This is a genomic window from Bacillus sp. FSL K6-3154, from assembly GCF_040869395.1.
Taxonomy (GTDB): domain Bacteria; phylum Bacillota; class Bacilli; order Bacillales; family Bacillaceae; genus Bacillus; species Bacillus safensis.
Window position 1 is genome coordinate 609,214 of the sequence record NZ_CP152033.1, and the last position, 25,756, is coordinate 634,969.

General features: G+C 42.0%; 26 protein-coding genes and 1 other annotated feature. Of the genes, 9 read left to right on the forward strand and 17 right to left on the reverse strand.

All coding sequences use genetic code 11. The features are described from left to right. The first annotated feature begins 103 nt into the window (after positions 1-103). Positions 104-919 (forward strand): histidinol-phosphatase HisJ, encoded by an 816-nt coding sequence (gene hisJ / locus MHH61_RS03275; protein ID WP_125587164.1) that lies wholly within the window; start codon positions 104-106, stop codon positions 917-919. Here hisJ and refZ read toward each other — a convergent pair. Continuing rightward, positions 889-1,554 carry a forespore capture DNA-binding protein RefZ gene (gene refZ / locus MHH61_RS03280; RefSeq protein ID WP_024426169.1) on the reverse strand — a complete coding sequence of 222 codons (666 nt, stop codon included), beginning with the start codon at positions 1,552-1,554 and terminating at the stop codon, positions 889-891. The genes hisJ and refZ overlap by 31 nt on opposite strands. 126 nt (positions 1,555-1,680) lie before the next feature. On the opposite strand from refZ, the gene MHH61_RS03285 reads away from it, so the two are divergent. The 3 genes from MHH61_RS03285 to MHH61_RS03295 all read left to right on the forward strand — a co-directional run bounded on the left by MHH61_RS03285 (position 1,681) and on the right by MHH61_RS03295 (position 4,020). Next, the gene (locus tag MHH61_RS03285) at positions 1,681-2,178 is read left to right on the forward strand and encodes a GAF domain-containing protein (RefSeq protein ID WP_024426170.1); all 498 of its coding nucleotides are present in this window, start codon (positions 1,681-1,683) and stop codon (positions 2,176-2,178) included. A gap of 303 nt (positions 2,179-2,481) precedes the next feature. Further along, entirely contained in the window at positions 2,482-3,084 is a 603-nt protein-coding gene (rpsD, locus tag MHH61_RS03290; protein WP_024424838.1) for a 30S ribosomal protein S4, read from the forward strand. 375 nt (positions 3,085-3,459) lie between these two features. Continuing rightward, a complete protein-coding gene (locus MHH61_RS03295; RefSeq protein WP_024426171.1) occupies positions 3,460-4,020 on the forward strand; it encodes a hypothetical protein in 561 nt (186 codons plus the stop codon). Between the two features lie 26 nt (positions 4,021-4,046). Here MHH61_RS03295 and MHH61_RS03300 read toward each other — a convergent pair whose 3' ends face one another. Together MHH61_RS03300 and MHH61_RS03305 are read right to left on the reverse strand one after the other, a co-directional pair. Next, the gene (locus MHH61_RS03300) at positions 4,047-4,613 is read right to left on the reverse strand and encodes a cysteine hydrolase family protein (RefSeq protein WP_087978640.1); all 567 of its coding nucleotides are present in this window, start codon (positions 4,611-4,613) and stop codon (positions 4,047-4,049) included. Between the two features lie 196 nt (positions 4,614-4,809). After that, positions 4,810-5,451 (reverse strand): triacylglycerol lipase, encoded by a 642-nt coding sequence (locus tag MHH61_RS03305; RefSeq protein ID WP_024424844.1) that lies wholly within the window; start codon positions 5,449-5,451, stop codon positions 4,810-4,812. A 207-nt stretch (positions 5,452-5,658) separates the two neighbouring features. Here MHH61_RS03305 and MHH61_RS03310 point away from each other — a divergent pair, with 207 nt between their 5' ends. Then, positions 5,659-6,015 (forward strand): antibiotic biosynthesis monooxygenase, encoded by a 357-nt coding sequence (locus MHH61_RS03310; protein WP_056768222.1) that lies wholly within the window; start codon positions 5,659-5,661, stop codon positions 6,013-6,015. Positions 6,016-6,090: 75 nt separating this feature from the next. Here the strand turns inward: MHH61_RS03310 and tyrS are convergent, their stop codons facing one another. Next, complete coding sequence (tyrS, locus tag MHH61_RS03315; protein ID WP_025092286.1) at positions 6,091-7,359, reverse strand: tyrosine--tRNA ligase; 1,269 nt, start codon at positions 7,357-7,359, stop codon at positions 6,091-6,093. A 52-nt stretch (positions 7,360-7,411) separates the two neighbouring features. Next, positions 7,412-7,643 (reverse strand) — a binding site (T-box leader). A gap of 59 nt (positions 7,644-7,702) precedes the next feature. After that, the gene (gene acsA / locus MHH61_RS03320; RefSeq protein WP_368004462.1) at positions 7,703-9,427 is read right to left on the reverse strand and encodes an acetate--CoA ligase; all 1,725 of its coding nucleotides are present in this window, start codon (positions 9,425-9,427) and stop codon (positions 7,703-7,705) included. A 155-nt stretch (positions 9,428-9,582) separates the two neighbouring features. Here acsA and MHH61_RS03325 point away from each other — a divergent pair, with 155 nt between their 5' ends. Genes MHH61_RS03325 through MHH61_RS03335 form a run of 3 tightly spaced genes read left to right on the forward strand, consistent with a single transcriptional unit; the run spans position 9,583 to position 12,053 of the window. Then, positions 9,583-10,215 carry a GNAT family N-acetyltransferase gene (locus MHH61_RS03325; RefSeq protein WP_024424848.1) on the forward strand — a complete coding sequence of 211 codons (633 nt, stop codon included), beginning with the start codon at positions 9,583-9,585 and terminating at the stop codon, positions 10,213-10,215. A 39-nt stretch (positions 10,216-10,254) separates the two neighbouring features. Further along, the gene (locus tag MHH61_RS03330) at positions 10,255-10,896 is read left to right on the forward strand and encodes a CBS and ACT domain-containing protein (protein ID WP_125587166.1); all 642 of its coding nucleotides are present in this window, start codon (positions 10,255-10,257) and stop codon (positions 10,894-10,896) included. Beyond that, on the forward strand, positions 10,893-12,053 hold the full coding sequence (locus tag MHH61_RS03335; RefSeq protein WP_024424850.1) for an acetoin utilization protein AcuC: 1,161 nt from the start codon (positions 10,893-10,895) through the stop codon (positions 12,051-12,053). The genes MHH61_RS03330 and MHH61_RS03335 overlap by 4 nt, the downstream gene beginning before the upstream one ends. 43 nt (positions 12,054-12,096) lie before the next feature. Here the strand turns inward: MHH61_RS03335 and ccpA are convergent, their stop codons facing one another. The 11 genes from ccpA to MHH61_RS03390 all read right to left on the reverse strand — a co-directional run bounded on the left by ccpA (position 12,097) and on the right by MHH61_RS03390 (position 23,855). Next, complete coding sequence (gene ccpA / locus MHH61_RS03340; protein WP_024426175.1) at positions 12,097-13,098, reverse strand: catabolite control protein A; 1,002 nt, start codon at positions 13,096-13,098, stop codon at positions 12,097-12,099. 452 nt (positions 13,099-13,550) lie between these two features. After that, positions 13,551-14,627 carry a bifunctional 3-deoxy-7-phosphoheptulonate synthase/chorismate mutase gene (locus MHH61_RS03345; protein ID WP_024426176.1) on the reverse strand — a complete coding sequence of 359 codons (1,077 nt, stop codon included), beginning with the start codon at positions 14,625-14,627 and terminating at the stop codon, positions 13,551-13,553. A 221-nt stretch (positions 14,628-14,848) separates the two neighbouring features. Next, on the reverse strand, positions 14,849-15,172 hold the full coding sequence (gene ytxJ, locus MHH61_RS03350; RefSeq protein WP_024426177.1) for a bacillithiol system redox-active protein YtxJ: 324 nt from the start codon (positions 15,170-15,172) through the stop codon (positions 14,849-14,851). A gap of 34 nt (positions 15,173-15,206) precedes the next feature. Next, positions 15,207-15,677: a YtxH domain-containing protein gene (locus tag MHH61_RS03355; RefSeq protein WP_024426178.1), complete on the reverse strand. Its 471-nt coding sequence runs from the start codon at positions 15,675-15,677 to the stop codon at positions 15,207-15,209. A gap of 26 nt (positions 15,678-15,703) precedes the next feature. Continuing rightward, positions 15,704-16,123, reverse strand: coding sequence for a DUF948 domain-containing protein (locus MHH61_RS03360; RefSeq protein WP_024424855.1), 420 nt, complete (start codon positions 16,121-16,123; stop codon positions 15,704-15,706). Positions 16,124-16,545: 422 nt separating this feature from the next. Beyond that, the gene (gene murC, locus MHH61_RS03365) at positions 16,546-17,844 is read right to left on the reverse strand and encodes a UDP-N-acetylmuramate--L-alanine ligase (RefSeq protein ID WP_125587167.1); all 1,299 of its coding nucleotides are present in this window, start codon (positions 17,842-17,844) and stop codon (positions 16,546-16,548) included. Between the two features lie 303 nt (positions 17,845-18,147). Further along, complete coding sequence (locus tag MHH61_RS03370) at positions 18,148-20,868, reverse strand: DNA translocase FtsK (RefSeq protein WP_125587168.1); 2,721 nt, start codon at positions 20,866-20,868, stop codon at positions 18,148-18,150. A gap of 196 nt (positions 20,869-21,064) precedes the next feature. Further along, positions 21,065-21,670, reverse strand: coding sequence for a YtpR family tRNA-binding protein (ytpR, locus tag MHH61_RS03375; RefSeq protein WP_024424858.1), 606 nt, complete (start codon positions 21,668-21,670; stop codon positions 21,065-21,067). A gap of 16 nt (positions 21,671-21,686) precedes the next feature. Then, the gene (locus MHH61_RS03380) at positions 21,687-22,499 is read right to left on the reverse strand and encodes a DUF1444 domain-containing protein (protein WP_076840277.1); all 813 of its coding nucleotides are present in this window, start codon (positions 22,497-22,499) and stop codon (positions 21,687-21,689) included. Positions 22,500-22,519: 20 nt separating this feature from the next. Continuing rightward, the gene (locus MHH61_RS03385) at positions 22,520-22,840 is read right to left on the reverse strand and encodes a thioredoxin family protein (protein WP_024424860.1); all 321 of its coding nucleotides are present in this window, start codon (positions 22,838-22,840) and stop codon (positions 22,520-22,522) included. Then, positions 22,827-23,855, reverse strand: coding sequence for a PTS transporter subunit IIC (locus tag MHH61_RS03390; protein WP_024426181.1), 1,029 nt, complete (start codon positions 23,853-23,855; stop codon positions 22,827-22,829). Before MHH61_RS03390 ends, MHH61_RS03385 begins: the two co-directional genes overlap by 14 nt. Positions 23,856-24,055: 200 nt before the next feature. On the opposite strand from MHH61_RS03390, the gene MHH61_RS03395 reads away from it, so the two are divergent. Continuing rightward, positions 24,056-24,502, forward strand: a complete 447-nt coding sequence (locus tag MHH61_RS03395) for a YtoQ family protein (protein WP_024426182.1) — start codon at positions 24,056-24,058, stop codon at positions 24,500-24,502. A 46-nt stretch (positions 24,503-24,548) separates the two neighbouring features. On the opposite strand, the gene MHH61_RS03400 is transcribed toward MHH61_RS03395, so the two are convergent. Then, positions 24,549-25,622: a M42 family metallopeptidase gene (locus MHH61_RS03400; protein WP_024426183.1), complete on the reverse strand. Its 1,074-nt coding sequence runs from the start codon at positions 25,620-25,622 to the stop codon at positions 24,549-24,551. Between the last annotated feature and the right edge of the window lie 134 nt (positions 25,623-25,756).

The following is a 25,756-nucleotide window of genomic DNA, read 5'->3' on the forward strand; positions in this document are numbered from 1 at the left end:
ATTGTTATTATGATACCATGTAACCAGCATTTTTGGTCATGATTTTTCATTATTTTCGCTGATAAACATCACGTTTTTCAAAATATCGACAAGAGGTGACGACATGCTGAAACAAGATGCACATCTACATACACCGTTTTGCCCGCACGGTTCGCTTGATTCTTTTCATTCTTATATTGAAAAAGCCATTAAAAAGGGATTTGATTCCATAACCTTTACCGAGCATGCCCCGCTGCCTCCATCGTTTCAAGATCCAACACCTGAGCAGGATAGTGCCATGAAGCTCCAAGACCTTGAAGCGTATATAACGAAACTGGCTCAGCTGAAACAAGAATACAAAGGACAATTAATAGTAAAAACTGGGCTTGAGGTTGACTTTATCAAAGAGTATGAAAAGGAAACAAGAACCTTTTTAGACTGCTACGGTCCAGAACTAGACGACGCCATTTTATCTGTTCACTTTCTTCCTGCTGGCGATGATTATATTTGCCTTGATTTTGACGAGCATGCCTTCCAGCAGCTAATAAGCATCTATGGCAGCATCGAACAGGTCTATCAAAGCTACTATGACCAAATTCATTCTTCTATTCTATCATCTTTAGGCCAATATAAGCCAAAGAGAATCGGTCATATCACCCTTGTCCAGAAATTCAAACAGCTTTTTCCATATGAAATGTCACCTGAACTTTGTCAAAAGGTCACCCTTTGCCTTGAAGAAACGGCAAAAAAAGGCATGTCCTTAGATTTTAATACATCAGGTCTTCGTAAAACATATGCCAGAAGTATCTATTTAGATCAATGGATGATTGAGCTTGCAAAAAAGAAAAAAATTCCGCTCATATTCGGCTCTGATGCCCATCAAGCGGAAGATCTCGGATATGCGTATGATCAATTCGAGGACATCATGAGGTTCAGATGAGAATCTAGTGCCGGCTCTTTTGGTTCTAACAGATAATGAAGCGAGCGGCTCAGCTCCTTAAAGTACATTTGATAGAAATACGGCTCACTTGGGTTCAAATAAAGCACCTCTGTTAAATATTGCGGCTGTAAATATGGCATCATGAGAAGTGATTTTAGCTGAATCATAAAGGATGCGAGTGAAAGCTGCTCACAAATAACATGGGTGCTTTTTCCTTTTTCAATGATAAGCTGAAACAGATACTTTTCTTTTGTTAAATATGTCGACATGATTTCTCTGATGAGTGTCGAATCAATCGTCACCTCCCGATAAACGAAACGGGTTAATTGACGGTGCTTGTGCTGATAAGATAAAATATCAAAAACCACATGTAGTAAGCATTCTTTTGCATGACGGGTTTCCATGTGATGGAGATGTGATTCAATCATGTGAATGTAGCCTTCATAAAAATCGGATACGAGCTGCTCAAGCAGCCCTCCTTTTCCTTGAAAGTAATAAGAAATGTGGGCAACGTTGACGTTTGCTTCCTTCGCAATCTCACGGACAGAGGTTCCAGAAAATCCTTTTTGGTTAAAAAGTCTGATGGCAGCATCCATAATACGGTCTTTTGTTTGCACGGTTGTTGATGTTTTCATCCGCTCACCCCTCTTCATGTGTACATACTTCAAGATGAAGGCGGAAGTTCCTTTTACAATTGCTCGACAAATCCCACATGCGAGACGCAAGTTATGTATTTTTAAGATAGAAAGTAGGAGATTTTCATGTTTCATGTCGAAAAACAGTCTGGCGATCCTTCAAAAGACTATCAATTGCTTGTCAAACAGGTAGAAGCCATTACAGATGGTGAACCTGATCTGATTGCCAACTTGGCAAATGCAGCTGCGCTACTCTATCACTCACTTCCTGAAGTCAATTGGGCAGGGTTTTATTTAGCAAAGGGCGGCGAGCTTGTGCTTGGACCATTTAACGGACTGCCTGCATGTGTGCGCATCCCTTCTGGAAAAGGTGTTTGCGGTACAGCTTTTGCGACAGGTGAAGTGCAGCGTATCGCTGATGTCCATGCATTCCCTGGACATATTGCCTGTGATGCCGCATCGCAATCTGAAATAGTCATTCCGCTCAAGGTCAATGGACAGATCATTGGGGTACTCGATATTGACAGCCCTGTGAAAGACCGCTTCAGTGAAGTAGATGAGACCTACCTTATTCAATTTACAGAAATTCTCCAACAGGCGTTATCCGTCTCTACGGATGCGTAATCATGCAGAAAAAGCAGGCACATTGTCTGCTTTTTTATGTTTCTTTATATAATGGAGAACGTCACCTCTGCCTCTAAATAGGTTGACTTCTCCTACCCAGCGTCATATAATAGAGTTTGTGTGAAATATGGCAGCCTTTTTGTTCGGCTTTTTTGTATCATTTTGTTCCTTCTATATTATGAAGGTGTATCTTGTAACTCCCTGCTGCTGGAGCGAGGATGCATGAAAACATAATGACGAAAAAGAGGAAGAACAGACGGTTTTTATTTTTCACAAATAAAAACAATAAGGAGGAGTCACATTATGGCTCGCTATACAGGTCCAAGTTGGAAGATTTCCCGCCGTTTAGGCATTTCATTAAGCGGAACAGGTAAGGAACTTGAAAAACGCCCTTACGCTCCAGGCCCACATGGTCCAGGACAACGCAAAAAACTATCTGAATACGGTTTACAATTACAAGAGAAGCAAAAGCTTCGTCACATGTACGGTGTCAACGAACGTCAATTCCGTACACTATATGACAAAGCTGCTAAACTTCCTGGTAAACAAGGTGAAAACTTCATGATCCTTCTTGAAACTCGCCTTGACAACCTAGTATACCGTCTTGGCCTTGCTCGTACTCGCCGCCAAGCTCGTCAGCTAGTAAACCATGGTCACATCCTTGTTGATGGAAGCCGTGTAGACATCCCATCTTTCTCTGTGAAACCAGGTCAAACGATTGCTCTTCGTGAGAAATCTCAAAACCTTGCAGTAGTGAAAGAATCAGTTGAAGTAAACAACTTCGTTCCTGAATACCTTTCTTTCGATGCTGAAAAGCTTGAAGGAACTTTCACTCGTCTTCCAGAGCGTTCTGAATTAGCGCCTGAAATCAGCGAACAACTAATCGTTGAGTTCTACTCTCGTTAATTTCATTACTTCTCTAAGAGAGAGCAAACAAACCCTAGATCCCTTGATTGTTCAAGGATTTCTAGGGTTTTTTGTTTCAGGTTTTAATGCTTGAAAAGTTGACATAGGCGTCACCCCTTTTCAAGGGGATTTAGCCAAGACCACCTTTGAGTAAGCCGTACATTTGTACATAAGATCATTGGAAGAAACCTCCCATTTCCAATCACCTCTTTTCCTCGACCGTCCCCTGTATTCTTACTTCAACTAAACCTGTCTCATTTTTTATATACAAATATAGGAAATATTTCATTGAAGTGCCTTTTTTCTATTGGTACAATCATGATAGATGACATATCAGTCGTATGGTCTTCTATAGTCCTTAGATGGGGGAGTTCCATGTATAGTATCACGATCATTCTATTCTTACTTTTAACCTTATCAGTGATTGCCTATTCTCTTCTAAGAAAAAAACAGATTATAGCTGAGCCGCCCAATAGATTTGCTGCAAGTCTGTTTATCTTCCTGCTCTTTTTTTCTATCTGCTTTGTGATCGCGATTCCATGTGTATTGCTATACATCGTCGTTTTAGGCGTGAATTTTCTTTTTGGAGAAACCATCACGTATGATTCGTTTCTTTCTTTGATCTCTTTCTCTTTGTTCGTGAGTGTTATCGTCGTTTTTTGGTCACCTGTCCTTCTATTCATAGGAAAAGGACTGGCTTATCTCCTTAAACTTCCTGTATGGCTCACTTATGCTTTGGAATGGGTGAGTTCTTGGATCGTTTTACATCTCTCTATCAAGTATGTCCTTTACTTAAACTTTATGAATGTATCGATAGGGGATGACGGCGTATTGATTTTATCATTCTTTGTCAGTTTTTTATTTATTGAGATTGATCTCGTTTACTCACGTAAGAAACAACGAAAACAATCGCTTAATACGCAAAAAAGCTCCTAGATATCTTTCTAGGAGCTTTCAAACTTTTATTCTGGACTTGTCCATTTTTTGATGAGCTGCTCTGTTGTCATGACAGTCGCAAATTCATCATGCAGGGTTGCAAGTGAGAGCCGGTGGATCGTATCTGGGTCAAAATATGTACCGTTTTGATCTGTTAGTCCAAAGGCGGCTGTTGCATCTGAGATCAGATACGTATCAAAGCCAAGATTTCCGCTCATTCTTGTCGTTGTTGATACGCAGTGAGGTGTTGTTAATCCTGCAATGACGACAGTGTCAATCTGATTTGACCTTAGTTGTTCCTCCAAGCTTGTCCCTATAAAGCTGCTGTTGACTTTCTTTTGTATCACTGTTTCTTCCTCTAGCGGTTTAGCCATATCTTTGAAAAGGTGCCCTTCATTTGCTGGATGAAATACAGAGTCCGGATTGTCGGATGTATGCTGAATATGAATCACTTTCCAGCCCTTCTCTCTCCAAAACGTCAATAGCCGGCTAATATTCTCCTCTGCCTCTAGATTATTGCGTTCTCCCCATTTTTCATGATCGAATGCCTTTTGTACATCTACAATGATGAAAGCCTTTTGATTCGTTTTCACAAACGTCCACCTCCGAAAATTCTCATTCACTACATGTAGTGTAAGGAATGGTGGACGTTTTGTACATGTTTTTTATTCGGCTATGTACGATGGTCTGTTTCTGTATCATCGTTTTGCCACCCTTTTCAATATCTCTAGCTGCCATATGCCAGTTGACATCAAAAAAGACAGCATATGCCGCTGTCTTTTCGTTTTTTTAATTCGTATTCTGTCCTCCGCCGTTCAGTCCTTCTTTAATGTAGCCTTTCACTTGGCTTGAGGTTAATAGACCTATATGGCCAACGCCATGGATTAGAACGTTTCTTGCGCCAATTAAACGAGAGAGGCTGTTGACGACGATGAGATCAGCTGAGCTGTAGACAGATGTGTAAAGAATTTTTTGATTTGGATCTGTGCCTGGTAATGCTCTGCTTGAAACGAGTCCGTTTGCTCCACCAATTGTGACAACGTTTTCAATTTTATCGCCGCCATCTAGATTCTTAATATAGTATAATGTGTTCGCTCCGCCCATACTATGAGCCACAATATCTACTTTTTTGGCACCCGTTTTGTCTAACACATCTTTGACGAATCTGGATAGACGCGGACCATTGTTGCGGTTATTTCCTGTTTTGTCTATGAAATCGATAGCATATAATTGGTTTCGATCCCAGCCTTGTGTGGCCAAATAACTTTTAATAGAAAAAAAGTTATAAGAGGCACCGCCAATACCGTGTACCATCACAACCGGATTATGCTCAGCCGCCTTCACCTCTTTCGGCTGGATAAAAGCCATTGAACCAATCACCAATGCAAGCGCAATGAGAATTTGCAAACTCCTTTTCTTAACAAACATCACTTTCATTCCCCCTTATTCATCTTATACGACTCTATTTTATACAAGAAAAATATGTCAGAAAAGTGAACAAGGTAATGTTTATGAGATGATTTTACAAAAATATAAATAATCAAAAAGCACCTTGGACTTTTTTAAATTAAAACAAAAAGACTACGAGACCTTCTTTCTTTCATATATAATATCAATAGACTAAGGAGGTTCTACTAGATGCTATTTACTCAAACACCTGCACCACCCTACTATGCCGCGATTTTCACATCAAAACGAACAAATGTCGAGCAGAAAGAATACGCTGCAGCTGCTCAAAAAATGGAAGAATTAGCGAAAGATCTAGACGGATTTCTTGGAATAGAAAGTGTACGAGATGAACATGGTGTTGGAATCACTGTCTCTTACTGGGATTCATTAGAAGCCATCAAAGAATGGAAAGCACATACAGCACATCAGCGTGTTCAAAAAAAGGGGAAAAAAGATTGGTATGAATCCTATACAACCCGAATTTGTAAGGTAGAACATGCTTATACAAACAAAGATTCACTCCTTGAACAAGAAGCAGACGAATGAGCTACTTCTACATAAAAAAGAAAAGCACCTCAATGTTGAGATGCTTTTCCATGATGCTTACTGTTTCATAAAGATTTATTTATACGTCACGAGGAAGTATTTCTTTTTCCCTCTTCTTAAAACAGTAAATTGGTTTTCAATTCGGTCGTCAGCGGAAAGAACATAATCTTTATCTGTTTGTCTCTCTCCGTTGATGGAGACAGCACCATTTGTGATATCTTCACGTGCTTGACGCTTTGATGGAGACAGCTTTGATTCCACAAGGATATCGACTAGTGTTAATTCTTCTGTGCTGCTTTTCTCCATTGATGGAACATCCTTAAAGCCTACTTTCACTTCTTCAGCTGTAAGAGATTTGATCTCACCTTTGAATAGTGCATTTGAGATGTTAACAGCCTGTTCTAGTGATTCACGGCCATGTACAAGTGTTGTCACTTCCTCTGCTAGACGGCGCTGCGCTTCACGCTTTTCAGGTGCTGTTTGCACTTTTTCTTCGTACGATGCGATCTCTTCTTTTGATAAGAACGTAAAGTATTTTAAGTATTTCACGACATCACGGTCATCTGTGTTGATCCAGAATTGGTAGAACTCGTATGGAGACGTTTTTTCTTTATCTAACCAGATGGCGCCGCCTTCTGTTTTACCAAACTTTGTGCCGTCTGCTTTTGTGACAAGCGGCATCGTCAGACCAAATGCTTTTGCCCCTTCTGCTTCAGACTTACGGATCAGCTCAAGTCCAGATGTGATATTTCCCCACTGGTCACTTCCGCCGATTTGCAGCTTACAATTTTCATTTCTGTAAAGATTTAAGAAGTCTAAAGACTGAAGGATAACGTAGCTGAATTCTGTGTAAGAAATCCCTGTTTCGATACGTGAGCTCACGATATCTTTTGCCAGCATGAAGTTTACACCAAAGTTCTTTCCAACATCACGAAGGAACGTGATGACATTCATTTGGCTGATCCAGTCGTAGTTATTCACGATAACGGCTGGATTCTCCCCTGCTTCAAAATCAAGAAATTGAGACAGCTGTCCTTTGATTTTTTCTGACCATTGTTCGACGATTTCTGCTGGATTGAGTGAACGTTCTGCTTTTTTGAAGCTAGGGTCGCCGATTAGTCCAGTTGCGCCGCCAACAAGAGCAATCGGATGATGACCTGCTTCTTGGAATCTGCGTAATGTTAAAATTGGCAATAGATGACCAATGTGTAAGCTGTCAGCTGTCGGATCAAAGCCGGAGTATAGTTTGATTTTTTCTTCTGCTAATAATTTTGTTAAACCTTCTTCATCTGTTTGCTGCTGAATTAATCCTCTGAACGATAGCTCTTCCATCAATTGACTCATTTTCAAATCTCCTTTTTTTACAATTCAACAAAAAAACGCCCCTTCGAATGAACGAAGGGACGATATATATCGCGGTACCACCCTGCTTAAAAGACAAAAAATCTCGTCTTTTCACTTACACTGATAACGGACAGATCCGTTCTTTCACTAATCAGGGCATGCTCCTTTTCGTAAAAGCGGTTCGTGAGGGTAATTCGAATATCTCTTTGTACTGACTCGCACCAGCCGTCAGCTCTCTTCAACAGGGAAAGATCATTCTACTGAATCTCAGTCAAAACCTTTTCATATTCAACTAATGTCATTTTTAACACACTTTTGATATCAAGTCAACTGATGAAAAAATTTAATCTTCCATTGTCGAAAGGTCGCCAGCAGGTAAATTCAGCTCCCACGCCTTTAGCACACGTCTCATAATTTTTCCGCTTCTCGTTTTCGGCAGTTTGTCTTTGAACTCAATTTCTCGCGGTGCCGCATGTGCTGCGAGTCCTTTTTTCACAAATGTACGAATCTCTTCTTTCAGCTCATCTGTCGGCTCATATCCGCTTCTAAGCGCTATAAATGCTTTAATAATTTCACCGCGGACCGGATCTGGCTTTCCAATGACACCAGCCTCCGCAATAGCTGGATGTTCGACCAGTTTACTTTCCACCTCAAATGGACCGACCCGCTCTCCTGACGTCATGATGACATCATCGACACGTCCCTGGAACCAAAAGTATCCGTCTTCGTCCATATAAGCTGAATCTCCTGAAACATACCAATCTCCCGGCATAAAGTAAGATTCATATTTTTCAGGATTGTTCCAGATCGTATGCATCATAGAAGGCCAGCCTTTTTTAATCGCAAGGTTGCCCATCCGGTATGGCGGAAGTTCATTTCCTGCATTATCAACAATCGCCGCTTCTACGCCTGGAATCGGTTTTCCCATCGAGCCTGGCTTGATGTCCATGCATGGATAATTACAAATCAGCTGTGCACCCGTTTCTGTCATCCACCAAGTGTCGTGAATTCTCTTGCCAAAAACAGCATCTCCCCAGCGGATGACTTCTGGATTAAGCGGCTCTCCCACACTTAAAACATGGCGGAGCGAGCTGAGGTCATATTTTTGAATGAGATCATCCCCTGCCCCCATGAGCATTCTAAAGGCGGTCGGGGCACTGTACCAAACGGTTACACCGAGTGATTCAATGGTTTCATACCACGTATCAGGATTAAACCGGCCGCCTAAAATCACATTCGTCGCCCCATTTAACCACGGTGAAAAAATACCGTACACTGTGCCTGTAACCCAGCCTGGATCAGCTGTACACCAGTAAACGTCATCCTCTTTCAAGTCAAGCACCCATTTACCAGTGTGGCCTTGCTGGACCATTGCACCATGGACATGAAGCACACCTTTTGGCGTACCAGTAGATCCTGATGTGTAATGAAGCAGGAAGCCGTCTTTTTCATCCATCCATTCAATCTCAAGCTCCTTTGCTGACTCCTCAAACGCCTTTTCATAGTGAATTGTCCGCACACCATCGACGTCTTCGTTTTCACCGCCGACAATGATGACAGATTCAAGCTTCGGAAGCTCTGCAAATGGAATTCGCTCAAGCAGATCAGGTGTTGTCACGATCACCTTTGCCTCGCTATTCTCTAAACGGTCTTTGACAGCACCTTCCATAAATGCCTCAAATAACGGGCCAACGATTGCTCCAATTTTAACCGCACCAAGCAGAAGAAAATAGAGCTCAGGTGATCTTGGCATAAAGATAAACACGCGATCCCCTTTTTCTACATGTGCCTTTTCTCTGAATAGATTTCCCGCTTTATTTGTGTTGATTTTCATATCCCTGAACGTATACTTTTCATCCCGCTGTGAATCTTTGTAGTGAAGCGCCACCTTGTTCTGACGAGACGAGTCCGCATGTCTGTCAATCGCTTCATAGGCTGCATTTATTTTTCCTGTTTCATACCAGGAGAAGTTTTTTCTTGCTTCCTCCCATGAAAAATCTTTGTATGCCTGCTCATAATCATTTAAATGATAATCCCCTTTTACTGATGGTAGCGTTTCCAATTTCATCAAACAGTCCCCCTTTGCATACGTTTACAATGACTATTATAGTATAGATGACTTTTTTTCTCAATTTTTAAAAAACTTCTGATGAAACCGTTTTAATTATTGCAAGATTTAAGATAGAATAGAGACGACTCACTAGAATTAGGGGCGGTGGATACGTGGAGCATCCTAAAACTTATTATTCAAAAACCATTGAGCGAGAAACAGGTTCCATCCTGATTGAAGGACCGGTACCTGCATCAGAGCTTGCGAACTATACGTTTCATGAAGGACTAACGGCATTTCGCACGCCTGAGGAACAGAAACAAGCACTTGTTGAAATAGCAGATCTTCCAGAAGGACGTATTATCATTGCAAGAGCGAATGAGCTCGTCGTAGGCTATGTCACGTATTTGTATCCTGATCCACTTGAGCGCTGGTCAGAGGGCAAAATGGATAATTTAATTGAGCTTGGCGCGATTGAGGTCGCTCCTCCATTTAGAGGATGCTCACTTGGCAAGCATTTGCTTGATGTGAGCATGATGGATGAGCAAATGGAGAATTACATCATCATTACAACTGAATATTACTGGCATTGGGATTTAAAGGGGACAAAGAAAAACGTTTGGGAGTACCGCAAAATGATGGAGAAAATGATGAACGCAGGCGGTCTTGTCTGGTTTGCAACAGACGAGCCAGAGATTAGCTCACATCCAGCCAATTGTTTAATGGCCAGAATTGGGAAACATGTGAGTCCTGATTCGATCGAGCGTTTCGATCGTCTTCGCTTCCATCAGCGCTTTATGTATTAACGTTCAATTCGTTTTTTTGGCAAAGGGGATTGGTAAACAATGATGATTGAACAAATTATGGAGCGTGATGTGATCACGCTGCGAAAAACCGATACGATTGAAGAGGCCATTCAAAAAATGAGTGCACACCACATCCGGCATATTCCGATCGTATCTGATCAAGGATCTGTCATTGGGATGGTGACTGATCGGGATATTAAAAATGCCAGTCCAAGTATTTTTGAAACAGAGAAAAGGAAGCTCTTTATTCAGCGGCCGGTAGAAGAGATCATGGTATTAGAGACGATCACGGCTCACCCGCTTGATTTCGTTGAAGAGATATCAAGTGTCTTTTTTGAGCACGGAATTGGCTGTCTTCCAGTGGTGAGACGCGGCAAGCTTGTAGGCATTATCACAAAAACAGATCTGCTTCGTACGTTTGTAAGACTGACAGGTGCAGATCAGCCTGGGTCGCAATTAGAGGTTGAAGTCGAGCAGATGACAGAAGGCCTCGCAGACATTACGGCCATTTTAAAGGAGCAGCATATTCAATTGCTGAGTGTGCTTGTGTACCCGCATGCCAATGAGGCATCTAAAGTGCTCGTCTTCCGCCTTCAAACCATTCATGCAGATCATGTGACGAAGCTGATTCGCGCAAAAGGCTATAAAGTGCTCTGGCCTATGGAGCAGACGATCAAATGAAGGAAGCGACCTTTGTTTTTTCACCATCTTTTCAAACGTACCAATTTAACCAAGATCATCCCTTCAATCAGCTTCGGGTCTACTTAACTTATGATCTTCTTCAAAAAATGAAGGCGTTAACAGAGGATGAAATCGTCGCACCGCGTATGGCTACTCTGGAGGAATTAAAGCTCGTCCATACAGCAGATTATATCCAGGCTGTGCAGCGGGCAAGTGAAGGGAAGCTGTCTACAGCAGAGGGTGAACGCTACGGTCTTGGCACTGAGGATACACCGATGTTCGCAGGCATGCATGAGGCGGCATCTCTTCTTGTTGGCGGAACATTAACAGCGGTTGACCAAGTGATGCTCGGGCATTCGCAGCATGCCCTCAATCTTGGCGGCGGGCTTCACCACGGATTCAAAGGGCGTGCATCTGGCTTTTGTATTTATAATGACAGCTCTGTGGCGATTCAATATATTCAAAAGACATATGGCGCTAGAATTTTATATATTGATACGGATGCTCATCACGGCGATGGTGTCCAGTTCAGCTTCTATGACGACCCAGAGGTATGTACAGTCTCCATTCATGAAACGGGACGCTACTTGTTCCCTGGAACCGGACAAGTACAGGAAAGAGGCCACGATAAAGGCTATGGCTACGCCTATAATATTCCGCTAGATGCATTTACGGAAGATGAATCGTTCCTCGAAGCATACCGAACAGCAGTGACTGAAATTGCTGCTTTTTTTAAACCAGATGTGATTTTGACGCAAAACGGGGCAGATGCACATTACTATGATCCGTTAACTCATTTATCTGCCACCATGAAAATATATGAAGAAATTCCTAGACTTGCTCATGAGCTTGCGCATCAATATTGTGACGGCAAGTGGATCGCTGTTGGCGGAGGAGGATATGATATTTGGCGCGTCGTTCCAAGAGCGTGGAGCCGCATTTGGCTTGAGATGAAAGGCATTACACCGCCAGATGAGCTGCCTCAGGACTGGATTCAGGCATGGAATAAGCAATCGCCTGTTACCCTTCCACCTACATGGAAAGATCCTGACGATTTATATCCACCGATCCCAAGAAAAGCAGAAATCACAGAAAAAAATGCTCAAACAGTAGAAAAAGCACTCATGCCTGTTAGAAGAGAAAAGAAAAAGGCATAAGAAAAGCAGGCTTCCCTCATAAGGTAAGCCTGCTTTTTTAGTTTTATTTTGTTGATTGTCTTTCTTCAATTCTGTGCGGAAGCTCAACAATTTGATCGTCCACTTGTTCTTTGTTCATCAGTTTTGTGAGCAGTCTCATGGCAACAGCACCAATATCATATGTCGGCTGAACAACTGTTGTCAGCTGAGGACGCACCATGAGAGAAAGTCTTGTATTATCAAAGCCAATCACTTCTAAATCATCAGGAATGGAGACCCCTCTGTCTTGTGCTCCGTGAATGACACCTAGCGCCATTTCATCTGTAGCTGCGATAACAGCTGTCGGTTTGTCAGACTGCTCAAGCAGATGAGCAAGTGCTTCAATTCCAGAATCATAAGAGTAATCGCCTTCAGCGACGAGTGCATCGTCAAACGCGATACCCGCTTCTTCAAGCGCACGCTTATAACCTGCAAGCTTTCTCACGGAATTAATTGGCTCTGACATTGGACCAGAAACAAACGCAATTCGTTTATGTCCTTTTTCAACTAACAGCTGAACGGAATCATAAATCGCCTGCTCATAGTTGATGTTAACAGATGGTGTTTGAGCCTGTTCTTCAACAGATGCTGCAAGCACAATCGGTACAGGAGAGCGCTTAAATTCTTCCACATGCACATCTGTGATGTTTCCGCCCATAAAGACAATTCCGTCTACTTGTTTGCCCAGCATCGTATTTAACAAATGAAGCTCTTTATCCGTATTTTGATCTGAGTTACTTAAAATGATGTTGTATTTATACATCGTGGCGATATCTTCAATACCGCGTGCTAATTCTGAATAGAAGATACTAGAAATATCAGGGATGATGACCCCAACTGTCGTTGTTTTTTTACTTGCAAGGCCTCGTGCCACTGCATTTGGACGATAGCCAAGGCGATCAATCGCTTCAAGCACCTTTTTTCTTGTTGTTGGTTTTACGTTTGGATTACCATTTACTACGCGTGATACCGTTGCCATACTTACATTTGCTTCTCTTGCTACATCATATATTGTAACATTATTCACATAAATCACTCCTTCAAATACACTTCATATCTATAGCATTCACCAATTGGATAGAGACATGTCAGATACGAGGAAAATAATATCCTATTTGTCATTAAAACGATGAAAAGAGACACATAATTTTTCAATCTACATCAAAATGACATTCTTTTATGAAATTATACACGTTTTTTTGTCATATGAAAACGTTCCCTTTCTTTTTATAACTAAATTAAACAAACTTTAATCAGCTTGTTACCTGTAATTTGAATCATATTTCATAAAAAATCATCGAGAACGCCAGCTATGACAATGATCTTAGCAGATTCTATCGAATTTTAAAAATGAAAACATTGTGAACAAGCACTTTTTGGGCTTGCAATGTGCTTTCTTCCTTTCATTCCCAAACCTCATGGTATTTTTTCCAAAAAAAAACCGCCGGGCAGTCATCCGGCGGCTATTTCTATCTATGATTACGCGTGAATGTTGACAAGTGGTCTTAACGCATCTAACCATTTTTCGAATTGTGGAATGTCCATTTGCTGCGCTGAATCAGATAGAGCAACAGATGGATCTGGATGTACTTCTGCCATGACACCGTCTGCTCCAATCGCAAGAGCTGCTTTTGCTGTTGGAAGGAGAAGATCTCTACGTCCAGTTGAATGCGTCACATCAACGAAGACTGGTAAATGTGTCTCTTGTTTCAAGATTGGCACTGCCGAGATATCTAGTGTATTTCTTGTCGCTGTTTCGTATGTGCGGATACCGCGCTCGCAAAGGATGATTTGATCATTTCCTTGGGCGATGATGTATTCAGCTGCATTGATGAATTCTGAGATGGTCGCTGCAAGACCGCGTTTTAAAAGAACTGGTTTATTCACGGAACCGGCTTCTTTTAATAGCTCGAAGTTTTGCATGTTACGTGCCCCAATTTGGATGACATCGATATGCTCAATCGCTTCTTCAATATGAGCAGGATTGACAATTTCACTAATGACAGCAAGACCGTATTCATCCGCTACACGCTTTAGAATCTTTAGACCATCTACACCAAGTCCTTGGAAATCATATGGACTTGTGCGAGGTTTAAATGCGCCACCGCGAAGTAGTTTTAATCCCTGCTGTTTCGCTGCTGCCGCTACTTCTGCGACTTGCTCGTAGCTTTCAACGGCACATGGTCCAACGATGAAACGCTGCTTTCCATCACCGATCGCTTCCCCATTGATATTCACGATTGTGTTTTCTGGTTTTTTCTTACGAGAAACAAGAAGTGCTTTGCTGTGGTCATCTTCTTGAAGCTCTAGACCTGCTTTGAAAATCTCTTTGAAAATATGTTGAATCGTTGAATTTTCAAATGGCCCATCATTTTCTTCAAGAATTTGGTTCAGCATTGTGCGCTCTCTGACAGGATCATAACGGTTGACACCTTGCGCTTCTTTCGCTTTTCCAATTTCTTTGACAATGTTTCCTCTGTCATTGATCAGTTTTAAGATTTGAAGATTTAGTTCATCTGCTTGCTGCCTCAATTTTTCTAATTCATTGTTGCTCATTTTTGTCATCCTTTCCTCTGCCTGCTCTCGCTTTTTATTTTTTCATTCTTGCATGATAGGGTTTATTATAAACAAAGATTTCGGAATTGTCACGAAAATTTTCTTTATTACCCAAACGCTTTTAAGCGGTAAAGTATCGTATGTAAGATTATAGCATACTTTTTGTTCAAGTAAACCTTTTTTATAAAAAAAACGTCAGCCGCTGCTGACGTTTCTTTCTTTTACAGATTATGTTCAAGCGCTTCTTTTGTAATGCTTGAGTGAGAAGCATGCCATTTTACTTTTCCACCGCTAAAGATGAGTGCCTGCGGACTTTCATGCTTTACTCCAGACTTTTCCGTCACATAGGATGAAAGCTCTCTCGTGTTTTGAATTTGTAAGAAATACGCAGGTACATCTTCATGTGCAGACGCAAATGCTTCAAACTCTTGAAAAGCCGCTTGGCTGATCGGACATGTCAAACTGTGCTTAAAAAAGACAAAGGTCCCATCTTGATTCGTTAGTTGATCAAACTGTTCTTCTGTTTCAATGAGTTGTTTTGACATGATGTTCTCCTTCTTCACTTCTTAGCAGTGAGCGTTAGCCTTTAGTAGATTGTTCTACTTTTTCTTTGACATCTTTGATGCCGTCTTCAATTTCTGACTTTGCTTCTTGTGCTCGTACTTTTGCTTCATCTGCTACATCAGATGCTTCGCTTGCCAAATCCGCTGCCGCATCTTCTGCTTCACTTTTCACTTTATTAGCTTTTCCAGCTGCTCGCTCTTTTATGTCTTTCACTTTGTCTAAAATCTGGTTTGACTGCTCTGCTACAAGCTGAGACAATTCAGACGTTTTATCTTTCGCAATCGTCACATATTCAGTGCCTCTTTCTTTTGCATCTGTTGTGAGCCGGTCTGTTTTTTCTTTTAACGCATTCGCTTGGGTGTTCAAATCATCGCGAAGCTCTTTCCCTGACTTCGGTGCTAAAAATAATGCTGTTGTTGCACCAACAATTCCACCAATAAGTGTTCCGATCAAAAAGTCTTTGCTATTGATTCCGTCTTTGCTCATGATTATTCCTCCTATGCGAATATGGTTTATTTTTGGTGTTTACGCTGTTTCCATTTTTTATAAATTTCAAGTGCTGCGTTACTCCAGCTAACCACATCCGTCACTTTTTCTTGATTTCTTTCAACGGATGAAGAAACCGCACCAGCTGCCTGCTTTATGCTTGTATTAAATTGGTTGATCGAGCCGCCAATTCCCTGCACCGCATCCACAACTGTATTGAGTTTTGCTGATTTGTCTTGAATATCTTCAGCAAGCTGATTCGTCTTATGTAGCAACTGTGCTGTCTCTGTGGTGATGCCTTGCATCTGACCTTCAAGACCTTCTAAAGTTGATGCAACATTCTTTAATGTCAGCTGTAAGGATTTTAATGTTTTGGACAAATAGATGACAAGAATGAGGAAAGCAATTGCGATCAGTGCAACGCTTAGATATAGAATAATAATCATCTGATACCTCCTTTGCTGCGGGCATATTCAATTCATTACCCTCTCGTTGTATCATTCAAACATCGCCTAGAATGACCGATTGAATAATAATTCTACACTTATTCGCTAATTCCTGTCCACAGCGAACGAAAAAAAGCGGCACATGTTGTCACATTTAGCTCTTTTGTCACATTTTATTCAAAATAAAAAAGTGCCGTTCAACACGGCACTTTAGATTTATGGACAAAAGGCTAAAATGATCTTTATTTTAGCCTTTTGTCTTCTTTCAGCATGATAGAAAACCTTTGCAGTCTAGGAAGGACGAGCACCGGAACGGAGCGAATTTGACATTCGTGAGTACCGGCGCAGAGGCCTGACAACGAATGCGAGGGTATGTCTACACGCTGAAGTGCCGTTCTACACGGCACTTTTCGTTTAAGCATTTATACAGCGACTTTTTCATAAGCACGCAAATATTTTTGAATGTCTCCTGCTCCCATAAAGATCAGAATCGCATCTTCATGCGCTTTCAGCACAGATGTGTCTTCTTCTTCAATCAATTGGGCCTGCGGGATTTTTTCTCGTAAATCTTCAATGCTCAGCTTCCCAATGTTTTCGCGGGCTGAACCGAAAATATCACAAAGGTAGACATAGTCGGCTTTCTTTAGACTGTCAGCAAATTCACTTAAGAATTGCTGTGTACGTGTGAACGTATGCGGCTGGAAGACAGCCACAATATCACGGTCCGGATATTTTTGGCGGGCTGCTTCAATCGTGACTTCAATTTCAGTTGGATGATGTGCATAATCGTCAATTAAGACCTGCTCACCGACCACTTTTTCATTAAAGCGTCGTTTCACACCGCCAAATGTCGTTAATGCGCCTTTGATAAGTTCTACATCAATGGACTCATAGTGACATAATGCGATGACAGCTAACGAGTTGAGGACATTATGATTTCCGTAGGCAGGAATGTAGAAGGTATCATAAAACGTATTGCGTACAAATACATCAAATGTAGTGCCTTCCGTATTTTTCACAACATTGCGAGCTTGGAAATCATTTTCTTCGTTGAAACCGTAGTACACAACAGGTACCTTCGCTTGAATTTTTGGCAAGTGCTCATCATCACCACAGGCAATAATGGCTTTTTTCACTTGAAGCGCCATGTTTTGAAATGCATCAAACACGTCATCAATATCCGAGAAATAATCAGGGTGATCAAAATCAATATTGGTCATGATCGCATAGTCTGGATGATAGCTGAGGAAGTGTCTGCGGTATTCGCATGCTTCAAATACAAAATACTCGCTGTTTTCTTTCCCCATTCCAGATCCATCACCGATTAAGTACGAAGTAGGTTTGGCTGCCTGCATGACGTGAGCAAGCAGTCCTGTTGTCGATGTTTTTCCATGAGCACCAGTAATCGCAACGTTTGTGAATGAATCCATGTATTCTCCAAGGAATTTATGGTAGCGAATGACAGGAATCCCTTCAGAAAGGGCACGTTCAATCTCAGGGTGTGTATCAGGGAATGCATTTCCTGCGATGACCGTCATCCCTGGCTGAATATTGTCTGGGTCAAATGGTAGAATTTTAATATTTCGTTCTTCTAATGCTTTTTGTGTAAAGATATGTTTTTCGATATCCGATCCTTGGACAGTATACCCAGTATCATGAAGAATTTGGGCCAGTGGACTCATACCTGTCCCTTTTATTCCAACAAAATGATAAACAGTCATAATTGTACCTCCAACAAACGTCTATCTGACTTACAGTATATGACGCTCATTTCAATTTGCAACTTGTGATTTTTGCCTCTAGCTGATCACAGATCGCAGCTCCAAATAAAGATTTTTTTCCGATCTTCCTATTCTAATCAATATTAACTATGATTAGTATCCGACAACTTTCCCATTTCTAACACCTGTTTCCGCTTATTTTACATTAAAAAGCGTTCTGGCAGACATGCGAAAAGTGTCCAATTACAAAATTGCACCTATGTGCTATCATACCATGTTTACGAAAAAAATGAAGTGGTTTGTTTAGATCAACTGTTCTAAGTCACTCAGTGTCATGAGTACTTCTCTTGGCTTACTGCCTTTCGCACCAGATATCATGCCCTCGCGTTCCATCATGTCAATCAACCTGGCTGCACGATTGTAGCCAATTCTAAATCTTCGCTGCAAACTTGATGTACTAGCGCTATTCTGCTCGATGGCAAAACGGCAGGCATCCATAAACAATTCATCTTCGTCTGTAATCGCAGAGCCTTGCAGCATTAGTTCCTCCTGTTCAAAAAGGAACACGGGCTTACGCTGCTTTCTCACATGTGCCACCACTTGATCAATCTCACGGTCTGATACAAAGTTCCCTTGCAGCCTTGTCGGCTTGCCGGAGCCATTTTCTAAGAAGAGCATGTCTCCTTTTCCGAGAAGCTTTTCTGCACCTGCCATGTCAATGATCGTTCTTGAATCCACCTGACTTGAAACAGAAAACGCAATTCTTGTTGGGATATTGGCTTTAATGAGACCTGTAATGACATCAACAGAAGGTCTTTGTGTCGCAATCAATAAGTGAATGCCGCATGCTCTTGCTTTCTGTGCAATTCGGCAGATGCTTTCTTCGACTTCATTTGGTGCGACCATCATTAAATCAGCCAGCTCATCAATCACCACGACGAGATAAGGCAGTTTTTCACCCATTTGTTTTTCTTTCACAAGCTCATTGAATCGTTTAATTTCTCTCACGCCAGAGTGTGCAAATAGTTCATAGCGTCTTTCCATTTCATCCACTACCCATTTCAGAGCAGCTGTTGCTGTCTTAGCATCGGTAATGACGGGACTCACAAGATGCGGAATGTGATTATACGGCGCTAATTCAACCATTTTAGGGTCAATTAAGAGCATTTTCACTTCATCTGGTGATGCTTTAAACATTAAGCTCACTAAAATCGTATTAATGCAGACGCTTTTTCCTGAACCAGTGGCTCCGGCAATTAAGCCATGGGGCATTTTTTGCAGATCAACCACGACAGGCTGGCCTGAAATATCTAATCCGAGTGCCGCTGTTAAAGGAGATGGATTGTCTCTAAACGCACTGCTTCTGATCATTTCTCTTAAGAACACCATTTTACTGTGCAGGTTTGGCACTTCGATCCCGATTGTGTTCTTTCCTGGAATCGGGGCTTCAATTCGAATATCCTTTGCGGACAAACTAAGTTTAATATCATCTGACAGGTTCGTGATTTTGTTCACTTTGACACCTGGTTCTGGATGTACTTCAAACCTTGTCACAGAAGGGCCCTGTGTGACATGAACCACACTTGCTCTTACGTTGAAATTTTTAAGTGTCGCATTAAGCAGCTCAGCCCGCTCTTTCACCCATGTCCCGTCCTCTTCTTTTTGAGCTGGCGGTACGTCTAAAAGGGCGAGACTTGGAAAAACATACCCTTGTGTATCGGCTGCTTTCTTTTGCCCTTGCACGCGCTGGTCGCTTTTTAACATCATGACATTAAACGGAACCGTAGAGGTTTGCCCGCTTGTGCGTTGTGGCTGCGGAGATGTCTGTTTTGGTTCTTCTTTCTTGACTTCCTGCGTTTGTTCTTGTTGCTCTGTCTGCTCTATAACCGTTTCTGCCGGTTCAGATGCAGTTTGTTCTTCTCTTACTTGTTCTAATGGCATCGCTTGATCTTCTTCAATTTCAGCTTCTTGGCCCAGCTGTACTTCCTGCAGGTCATGTTTGACTGGCTCAGCTTCTTCAAATGCTGCCGCTGGCGCTTCTTCTTGTTTGTTTTCTATTGGATCAGCTTCTACTTCTTCCACCGGTTCTGCTGAAATGTTTTCTGTTAACGCCGCTTCTTCTGCTGGAATGTCTACTTCCATTTCAATCGCTGGCTGCGAAGGTTCCGGTGTTTCGAAGGTCAACATCTCTATTTCCTCAGTATGCTCTTCAAACTGATGGACAGGCTCGTCCTTTATTTCTTCTTCATCACTGGAAAAAACAGCCTGTTCCGGCTCAGACTCTGCCGGCTGCTTCTGATAGACTTCGGTTTGCTGCTTATGTAAATCAGCTTCATGATGACCTTCTGGCTCGATGAAAGGCTCGTCAGTTAAACGTTCCATCGTCGATTGAACATGATCTTGATAAGCGAGTTCCTCTTGCAATGTATGCGGGGTTACTGCTGGATCCTTATCTGCTCTCTCTTCTGCTGACGCTGAAACCATTTCCTCGATACGTTTTTCTTTCTGTATTGACGGGATGTTCATTTGCTGTCTGACATTCCGTTCACGCTCTGCCTCTTCTGATAACAGTGTGACACGCTGCGCCGTTTCTTCTGCTGCTTTCCTTTGAACTGAAGCTGTTTCTTCTTTTGCATCTGCCCGTTTTGGACGCATATCCTGATGATAGCCATAGATCGGTGATGGAATTTGCTCTGGCTTGAATGGCTTTTTATTCATATCAGGCTGAAGCGTTTGTTTGGGCTGATAGGTTGTCTGTCTGGTCTTTGACTGGCTTGGTTTGGCGCGTCTTCTCTCCGGCTTCACTCCATCGCGCTGAGGTTCATCTGGAACGAGCGGAAAGCGAAAGTTCCCTTTTGGATATTCATAATACACTTTCGTATCTTCGATTTTTTTATATTCTTTATGCGGTTCAAAAGCTGGCTGCTTTGGTGCAGCTAGATCTTCTTCAGGTCTTGCAGCTTTTTCTTCTTTCTTTTCTTCTCCTAAAAATACACTAAAAAATTTATCTAACCAACTCATCATTTATCACTCACTTTAACTCCCCTTACGTTTTCTTGGGCGATTTTTAGTATACCATTGCTTTTTCATGCAGAAAAGCGAGAAAAGTGCCGCTTTTTGCTGTTCATGCTGTCTGTAGATGAAAAAAAGTCACTAAGTACGTACTTAGTGACTTTTGGTATAACACATTCTTCGCTCCTATGTGCCCGTTTATGGGAGGTTACGCTTTAAAGGGTTCGCCAGCTTGATGGCTTCCATCTAAAACAAGAATCCCTTTTTCAGCAGGTGCGTCTGGAAGATCTAACTCTTTCGCTGAACAGATCATGCCGCTTGATGGAACGCCTCTAAGCTCAGCATCTTTGATGACCATACCGCTTGGCATCACTGCACCGACCTTCGCTACCACGACATATTGGCCTTGGTCAACGTTTGGTGCACCGCACACGATTTGTAAGGTTTCATCGCCCACATCAACTTGGCAAATGTTTAATTTATCTGCGTTCGGATGCTTTTCTTTTTCCTTCACATAGCCGACAACAAATTTTGGTGATAGATCCACAGTCAACGTTTCACTGACACCGTTGCGGTTTAAAATTTCATTGATATCTTGAACAATGGTTTCAGAAAGCGGGACAGATCCGTTTTCTTCAATTTTCATGTAAGTCGATGCATTGAAGATATTAAAGCCTGTTGTTTCTTTTGTTTCTTGATTGAAGATGCGTACTACATCTCCAAACGTTTCATGACCTACTTCTTCTCTCGTCACATCTTTCAATGAAATAAGGAGTGTGTCGCCTACACCTTCTGCATTATAAAAAACGTTCATTCTTCAAAATTCCCTTCTACTGCTGTTTTGGTCTGCTTTTTGCAAGTATAAAGATCGGTTCAAGCTTCCCCTCATCATATAAAAATGATAATGCGGTAATCGGAACCGTACCGCTGGCGAAGAAGCTCATCGACATCTGTCCTAAAATATCATAGCCTGAATCATTGCGAACATCTGCAATGATGAATACATCTTGATGGGGAACAGAAATCGCCATTTGTCCTTCTATTTTTTGCGCGTATTCTTGTAATAACGATTCATTTAAAAGTCTGCTGGCGTCATATCCGTCATTTGCACGGAAGAAATAAAACCGGTTGCCTGCCACTTCATCCATTTTCACTACAGTTTTAAGCGAACGGACGTTGAAGCTGGCAGTTTCTCTGATTCGCTCTTTTGTCCAGTTTTCCTTTTGAAGCATCTTTTCATCAATTAATCGGTAGGTGCTTCCAAGATCAAGCGCATAGTAGATTCTCGTTTCTGCTGTATGCTCATCAAACACGAGCGGAATCCCATCACTTGATGCCTCAGGAAAGGAAGTGGAACGAATGACTGGATAGATCTGCTTTTCTTTTCCTGAAATGTGCTGCGCTTCGCCTTTCATGGCACTCAGCGCTTCTTTCACATAATAAACGATCTCATCGATGGTTTCATCAGGCTTTACTTCCCACTTTGCAATAATTGGCGGGAGCTCTAGTGTGATGCCTTTGCCTGTTTGTTTATCTTCAATACGAAGCGTATCTTTTTCCCGGTCAAACTCGTGTGACCAGCTGTCGTTCGTCAGACGGCTTTTGAGTTCATTCGCAAGCTGCCTTGATGTCATTTTTGCCATCGTTTTAGACTCTCCTTTCGTTATTTAGAAAGAGAATCTGTTAAAAATGCTTCAATCTCTTCCTTTGTCTTACGATCTTTGCTGACAAAGCGGTTAATCTCTTGTCCGTTTTTAAAGACTAAAAAGCTTGGAATACCGTAAATTTCCCACTCTGCACAAGTGTCAATGAACTTGTCTCTATCGACATAGAAGTACTCAAATTCTGGGTAGTTTGCTTCAAGCTCTGGCAAGAATGGCTCAATAAATGTGCAGTCCGGGCACCAGTCAGCTGAAAATAACAATACCGTTAAGTCTTCTTGAATCACTTTTTGTAATTCTTCGTTAGATTCAATTTTTTTCATGTTTCATTCCTCCAGTTTGTATGGTTAAATCTCCGAATTGTATATAGCCTTTCTTTCTCATCCATTCTGATACTACCAAACTAATCACTGCCGGGCCAACGATATGCAAGAGAGCTATCGCCAAAAATACAGATGGATGAAACCCCATGACGGTCAGGGTCATGAGCTGTCCAACAAGGCCGCTCGTTCCCATTCCCGCTCCTGCCGCATTATTGACCATCCCAAAGCCAATAATACCAATTGGCGCGAGAATGAGACCAGCAATCGTCGGCGGAATCAGGATGAGGGGATTTTTCACAATGTTCGAAAGCTGCAATTTTGACGTTCCAATGCCGACAGCCGCAAGACCGCCAAAGCGATTTTCTCTAAAGCCTGCAGCAGCAAAGCCAACCATTTGAGCACAGCAGCCAATCGTTGCAGCACCAGCAGCTGTTCCGCTTAAGTCAAGCATAAGCGCAAGTGCAGCACTTGAGATCGGAGAACTGAGAGCAAGTCCAACAATGGTCGCTACCAGCATGCCCATGATCAGCGGGCTTTGATCTGTCCCCCACATGATGAGCCTGCCGAGCCCTGTCATCATGGCTTCAATCCCAGGTCCGATGAAAGCAGCGGTGAAAAAGCCAGTGATAATGGTGACAAGCGGCGTTAAAATAATATCAATTCTTGTCTCACCACTGACCAGCTTGCCGAGTTCCACACCAATTAATGCTGCGGCAAAGCTTCCAGCAGGCCCCCCAAGCTCTGCTCCAGCGGCACCTGAGACAACACTTGCAAAAATGATTAATGGAGAAGCATTTAAGCGATAAGCAACTGCTACGCCAATTGCCGGTCCCATCAGACCCATAGCAAGCGTACCCATTTTCACAATGAGAGAAAGTGATAACAGACCGCCTGCTGTTTTTAAAATCAGACCTACCACTAATGTAGCAAATAGACCTAAAGCCATATAAGAAAGTGCATCAATGAAATACACCTTTGGCGAAAGGGAGATCCCCTTTCTTTTTAAATAAGTCATCAACGTCGTCTTCCTGCTTTCTCATAGGAAAGACGAAGAGGCCTGTCCTTCCCATTATATGTAGTATTCTTGCGATGAAAAATAGTCTCTACCATGAATATCATAATCATATTTTTTTTGCTTTATCAAGCACTTCTTGTGTAACATGAAAAGAAACAGGACAAACCTTTACTAAGTTTGTATAAAAGGAGGAGATCGTTATGCAATTAACTGTCTATTTAGCTGGAGAAATTCATAGCCAGTGGCGTGATGAAATCAAGGAGAAAAGCCAATCTTTGAAGCTGCCGGTGACATTTGTCGGTCCAATGGAAAATCATGACCGCTCAGATAACATCGGTGAGGATATTTTAGGTGAGCAGCCGAATGCCATTTTCAAAGATGATGCAGCTTCTGATTTGAACAATTTTCGTACTGAAATTTTATTAAACAAAGCAGATGTCGTCATTGCACGCTTTGGTGAGAAATATAAGCAGTGGAACACAGCCATGGATGCATCTGCTGCGATTGCAAAAGGGAAACCTCTTATTTTAATCCGTCCAAAAGAGCTGCACCATCCATTAAAAGAACTCTCAAACAAAGCAAATATCACTGTGGAAACCGTAAACCAAGCGATCAAGGCGTTATCTTATGTGTTTGAACAGCAATAAGAAAAAAGGCTGCTCTCATTGAAGAAGCAGCCTTTTTCTATTCTATTTATACTTGTTGGTAAATAGTATCCACTGTACTTTGATCACAATTTTTGACAAGGCGGACAATTAACTCTTTAGCCGCTGCGTAATCATCCACATGCAAAACAGAATGACTTGTATGAATGTAGCGTGCGCAAACCCCAATGACAGCAGAAGGCACACCTTGGTTTGAAATATGAACACGTCCAGCGTCCGTACCACCCGGTGATACGAAATATTGATATGGAATGTTGTTTGTCTCAGCAGTATCAAGCACAAAGTCTCTCATTCCGCGGTGCGTAATCATTGTCCGATCAAAAATACGCAGAAGTGCACCTTTTCCAAGCTGGCCGAACTGTGTTTTGTCTCCTGTCACATCGTTTGCAGGACTCGCATCTAAAGCGAAGAAAAGATCTGGCTGAATCATATTCGCAGCTACCTCAGCCCCTCTAAGCCCTACTTCCTCTTGAACAGTTGCTCCTGAGTACAGCTGACATGAAAGTGTTTCGTCTTTTAATTCTTTTAATAATTCAATTGCAAGGCCGCAGCCATAGCGGTTATCCCAAGCCTTCGCTAAAATCTTTTTTGGATTCGCCATTGGGGTAAAAACCGTTGCAGGAACGATTTGCTGTCCTGGACGAACGCCAAGCTCTTTTGCCTCTTCTTCACTGTCTGCACCAATATCAATAAGCATATCTGACGGCTTCACAGGTTTGCTTTTTTGTTCTGGCGTCAGAAGGTGAGGAGGTGTACTAGAGACGACACCAGGAATTGGCCCGTGATCAGTATGGACGTCCACACGCTGCGCCAGCATGACTTGACTCCACCAGCCGCCAAGTGTTTGAAAACGAATCATCCCGTTTTTCGTAATCGATGAGACCATGAATCCGACTTCATCCATATGACCCGCTACCATAATTTTCGGTGCGTTTTCCTGCCCCTTGCGTACGCCAAACACTCCGCCAAGACGGTCTTGAATGAGTTCATCAGAATATTTCTCAAGTTCCTTTTTCATAAAAGCACGCACATGGTGCTCATTTCCTGGAGTTCCCTGTAATTCTGTTAAATTTCGGAAAAGCGACAATGTTTCTTCGTTCATTCTACAGTTTACCTCGTTTCTATGTAATGACCATATATATTCCTATAAAAATAACACTCACTTTATACTATAAGAATTCTTTCGGTTTTCCAAGTATCTCTCCAGAAATTTTGAATATGCTTTCAAGTATTCGG

Bases quoted from the DNA above. Each gene is read 5' to 3' on its own strand.
- hisJ (WP_125587164.1), top strand. From the start codon at position 104: ATGCTGAAACAAGATGCACATCTACATACACCGTTTTGCCCGCACGGT.
- refZ (WP_024426169.1), bottom strand. From the start codon at position 1,554: ATGAAAACATCAACAACCGTGCAAACAAAAGACCGTATTATGGATGCT.
- MHH61_RS03285 (WP_024426170.1), top strand. From the start codon at position 1,681: ATGTTTCATGTCGAAAAACAGTCTGGCGATCCTTCAAAAGACTATCAA.
- rpsD (WP_024424838.1), top strand. From the start codon at position 2,482: ATGGCTCGCTATACAGGTCCAAGTTGGAAGATTTCCCGCCGTTTAGGC.
- MHH61_RS03295 (WP_024426171.1), top strand. From the start codon at position 3,460: ATGTATAGTATCACGATCATTCTATTCTTACTTTTAACCTTATCAGTG.
- MHH61_RS03310 (WP_056768222.1), top strand. From the start codon at position 5,659: ATGCTATTTACTCAAACACCTGCACCACCCTACTATGCCGCGATTTTC.
- tyrS (WP_025092286.1), bottom strand. From the start codon at position 7,359: ATGAGTCAATTGATGGAAGAGCTATCGTTCAGAGGATTAATTCAGCAG.
- acsA (WP_368004462.1), bottom strand. From the start codon at position 9,427: ATGAAATTGGAAACGCTACCATCAGTAAAAGGGGATTATCATTTAAAT.
- MHH61_RS03330 (WP_125587166.1), top strand. From the start codon at position 10,255: ATGATGATTGAACAAATTATGGAGCGTGATGTGATCACGCTGCGAAAA.
- MHH61_RS03335 (WP_024424850.1), top strand. From the start codon at position 10,893: ATGAAGGAAGCGACCTTTGTTTTTTCACCATCTTTTCAAACGTACCAA.
- MHH61_RS03345 (WP_024426176.1), bottom strand. From the start codon at position 14,627: ATGAGCAACAATGAATTAGAAAAATTGAGGCAGCAAGCAGATGAACTA.
- ytxJ (WP_024426177.1), bottom strand. From the start codon at position 15,172: ATGTCAAAACAACTCATTGAAACAGAAGAACAGTTTGATCAACTAACG.
- MHH61_RS03355 (WP_024426178.1), bottom strand. From the start codon at position 15,677: ATGAGCAAAGACGGAATCAATAGCAAAGACTTTTTGATCGGAACACTT.
- MHH61_RS03360 (WP_024424855.1), bottom strand. From the start codon at position 16,123: ATGATTATTATTCTATATCTAAGCGTTGCACTGATCGCAATTGCTTTC.
- murC (WP_125587167.1), bottom strand. From the start codon at position 17,844: ATGACTGTTTATCATTTTGTTGGAATAAAAGGGACAGGTATGAGTCCA.
- MHH61_RS03370 (WP_125587168.1), bottom strand. From the start codon at position 20,868: ATGATGAGTTGGTTAGATAAATTTTTTAGTGTATTTTTAGGAGAAGAA.
- ytpR (WP_024424858.1), bottom strand. From the start codon at position 21,670: ATGAACGTTTTTTATAATGCAGAAGGTGTAGGCGACACACTCCTTATT.
- MHH61_RS03380 (WP_076840277.1), bottom strand. From the start codon at position 22,499: ATGGCAAAAATGACATCAAGGCAGCTTGCGAATGAACTCAAAAGCCGT.
- MHH61_RS03385 (WP_024424860.1), bottom strand. From the start codon at position 22,840: ATGAAAAAAATTGAATCTAACGAAGAATTACAAAAAGTGATTCAAGAA.
- MHH61_RS03390 (WP_024426181.1), bottom strand. From the start codon at position 23,855: ATGACTTATTTAAAAAGAAAGGGGATCTCCCTTTCGCCAAAGGTGTAT.
- MHH61_RS03395 (WP_024426182.1), top strand. From the start codon at position 24,056: ATGCAATTAACTGTCTATTTAGCTGGAGAAATTCATAGCCAGTGGCGT.
- MHH61_RS03400 (WP_024426183.1), bottom strand. From the start codon at position 25,622: ATGAACGAAGAAACATTGTCGCTTTTCCGAAATTTAACAGAATTACAG.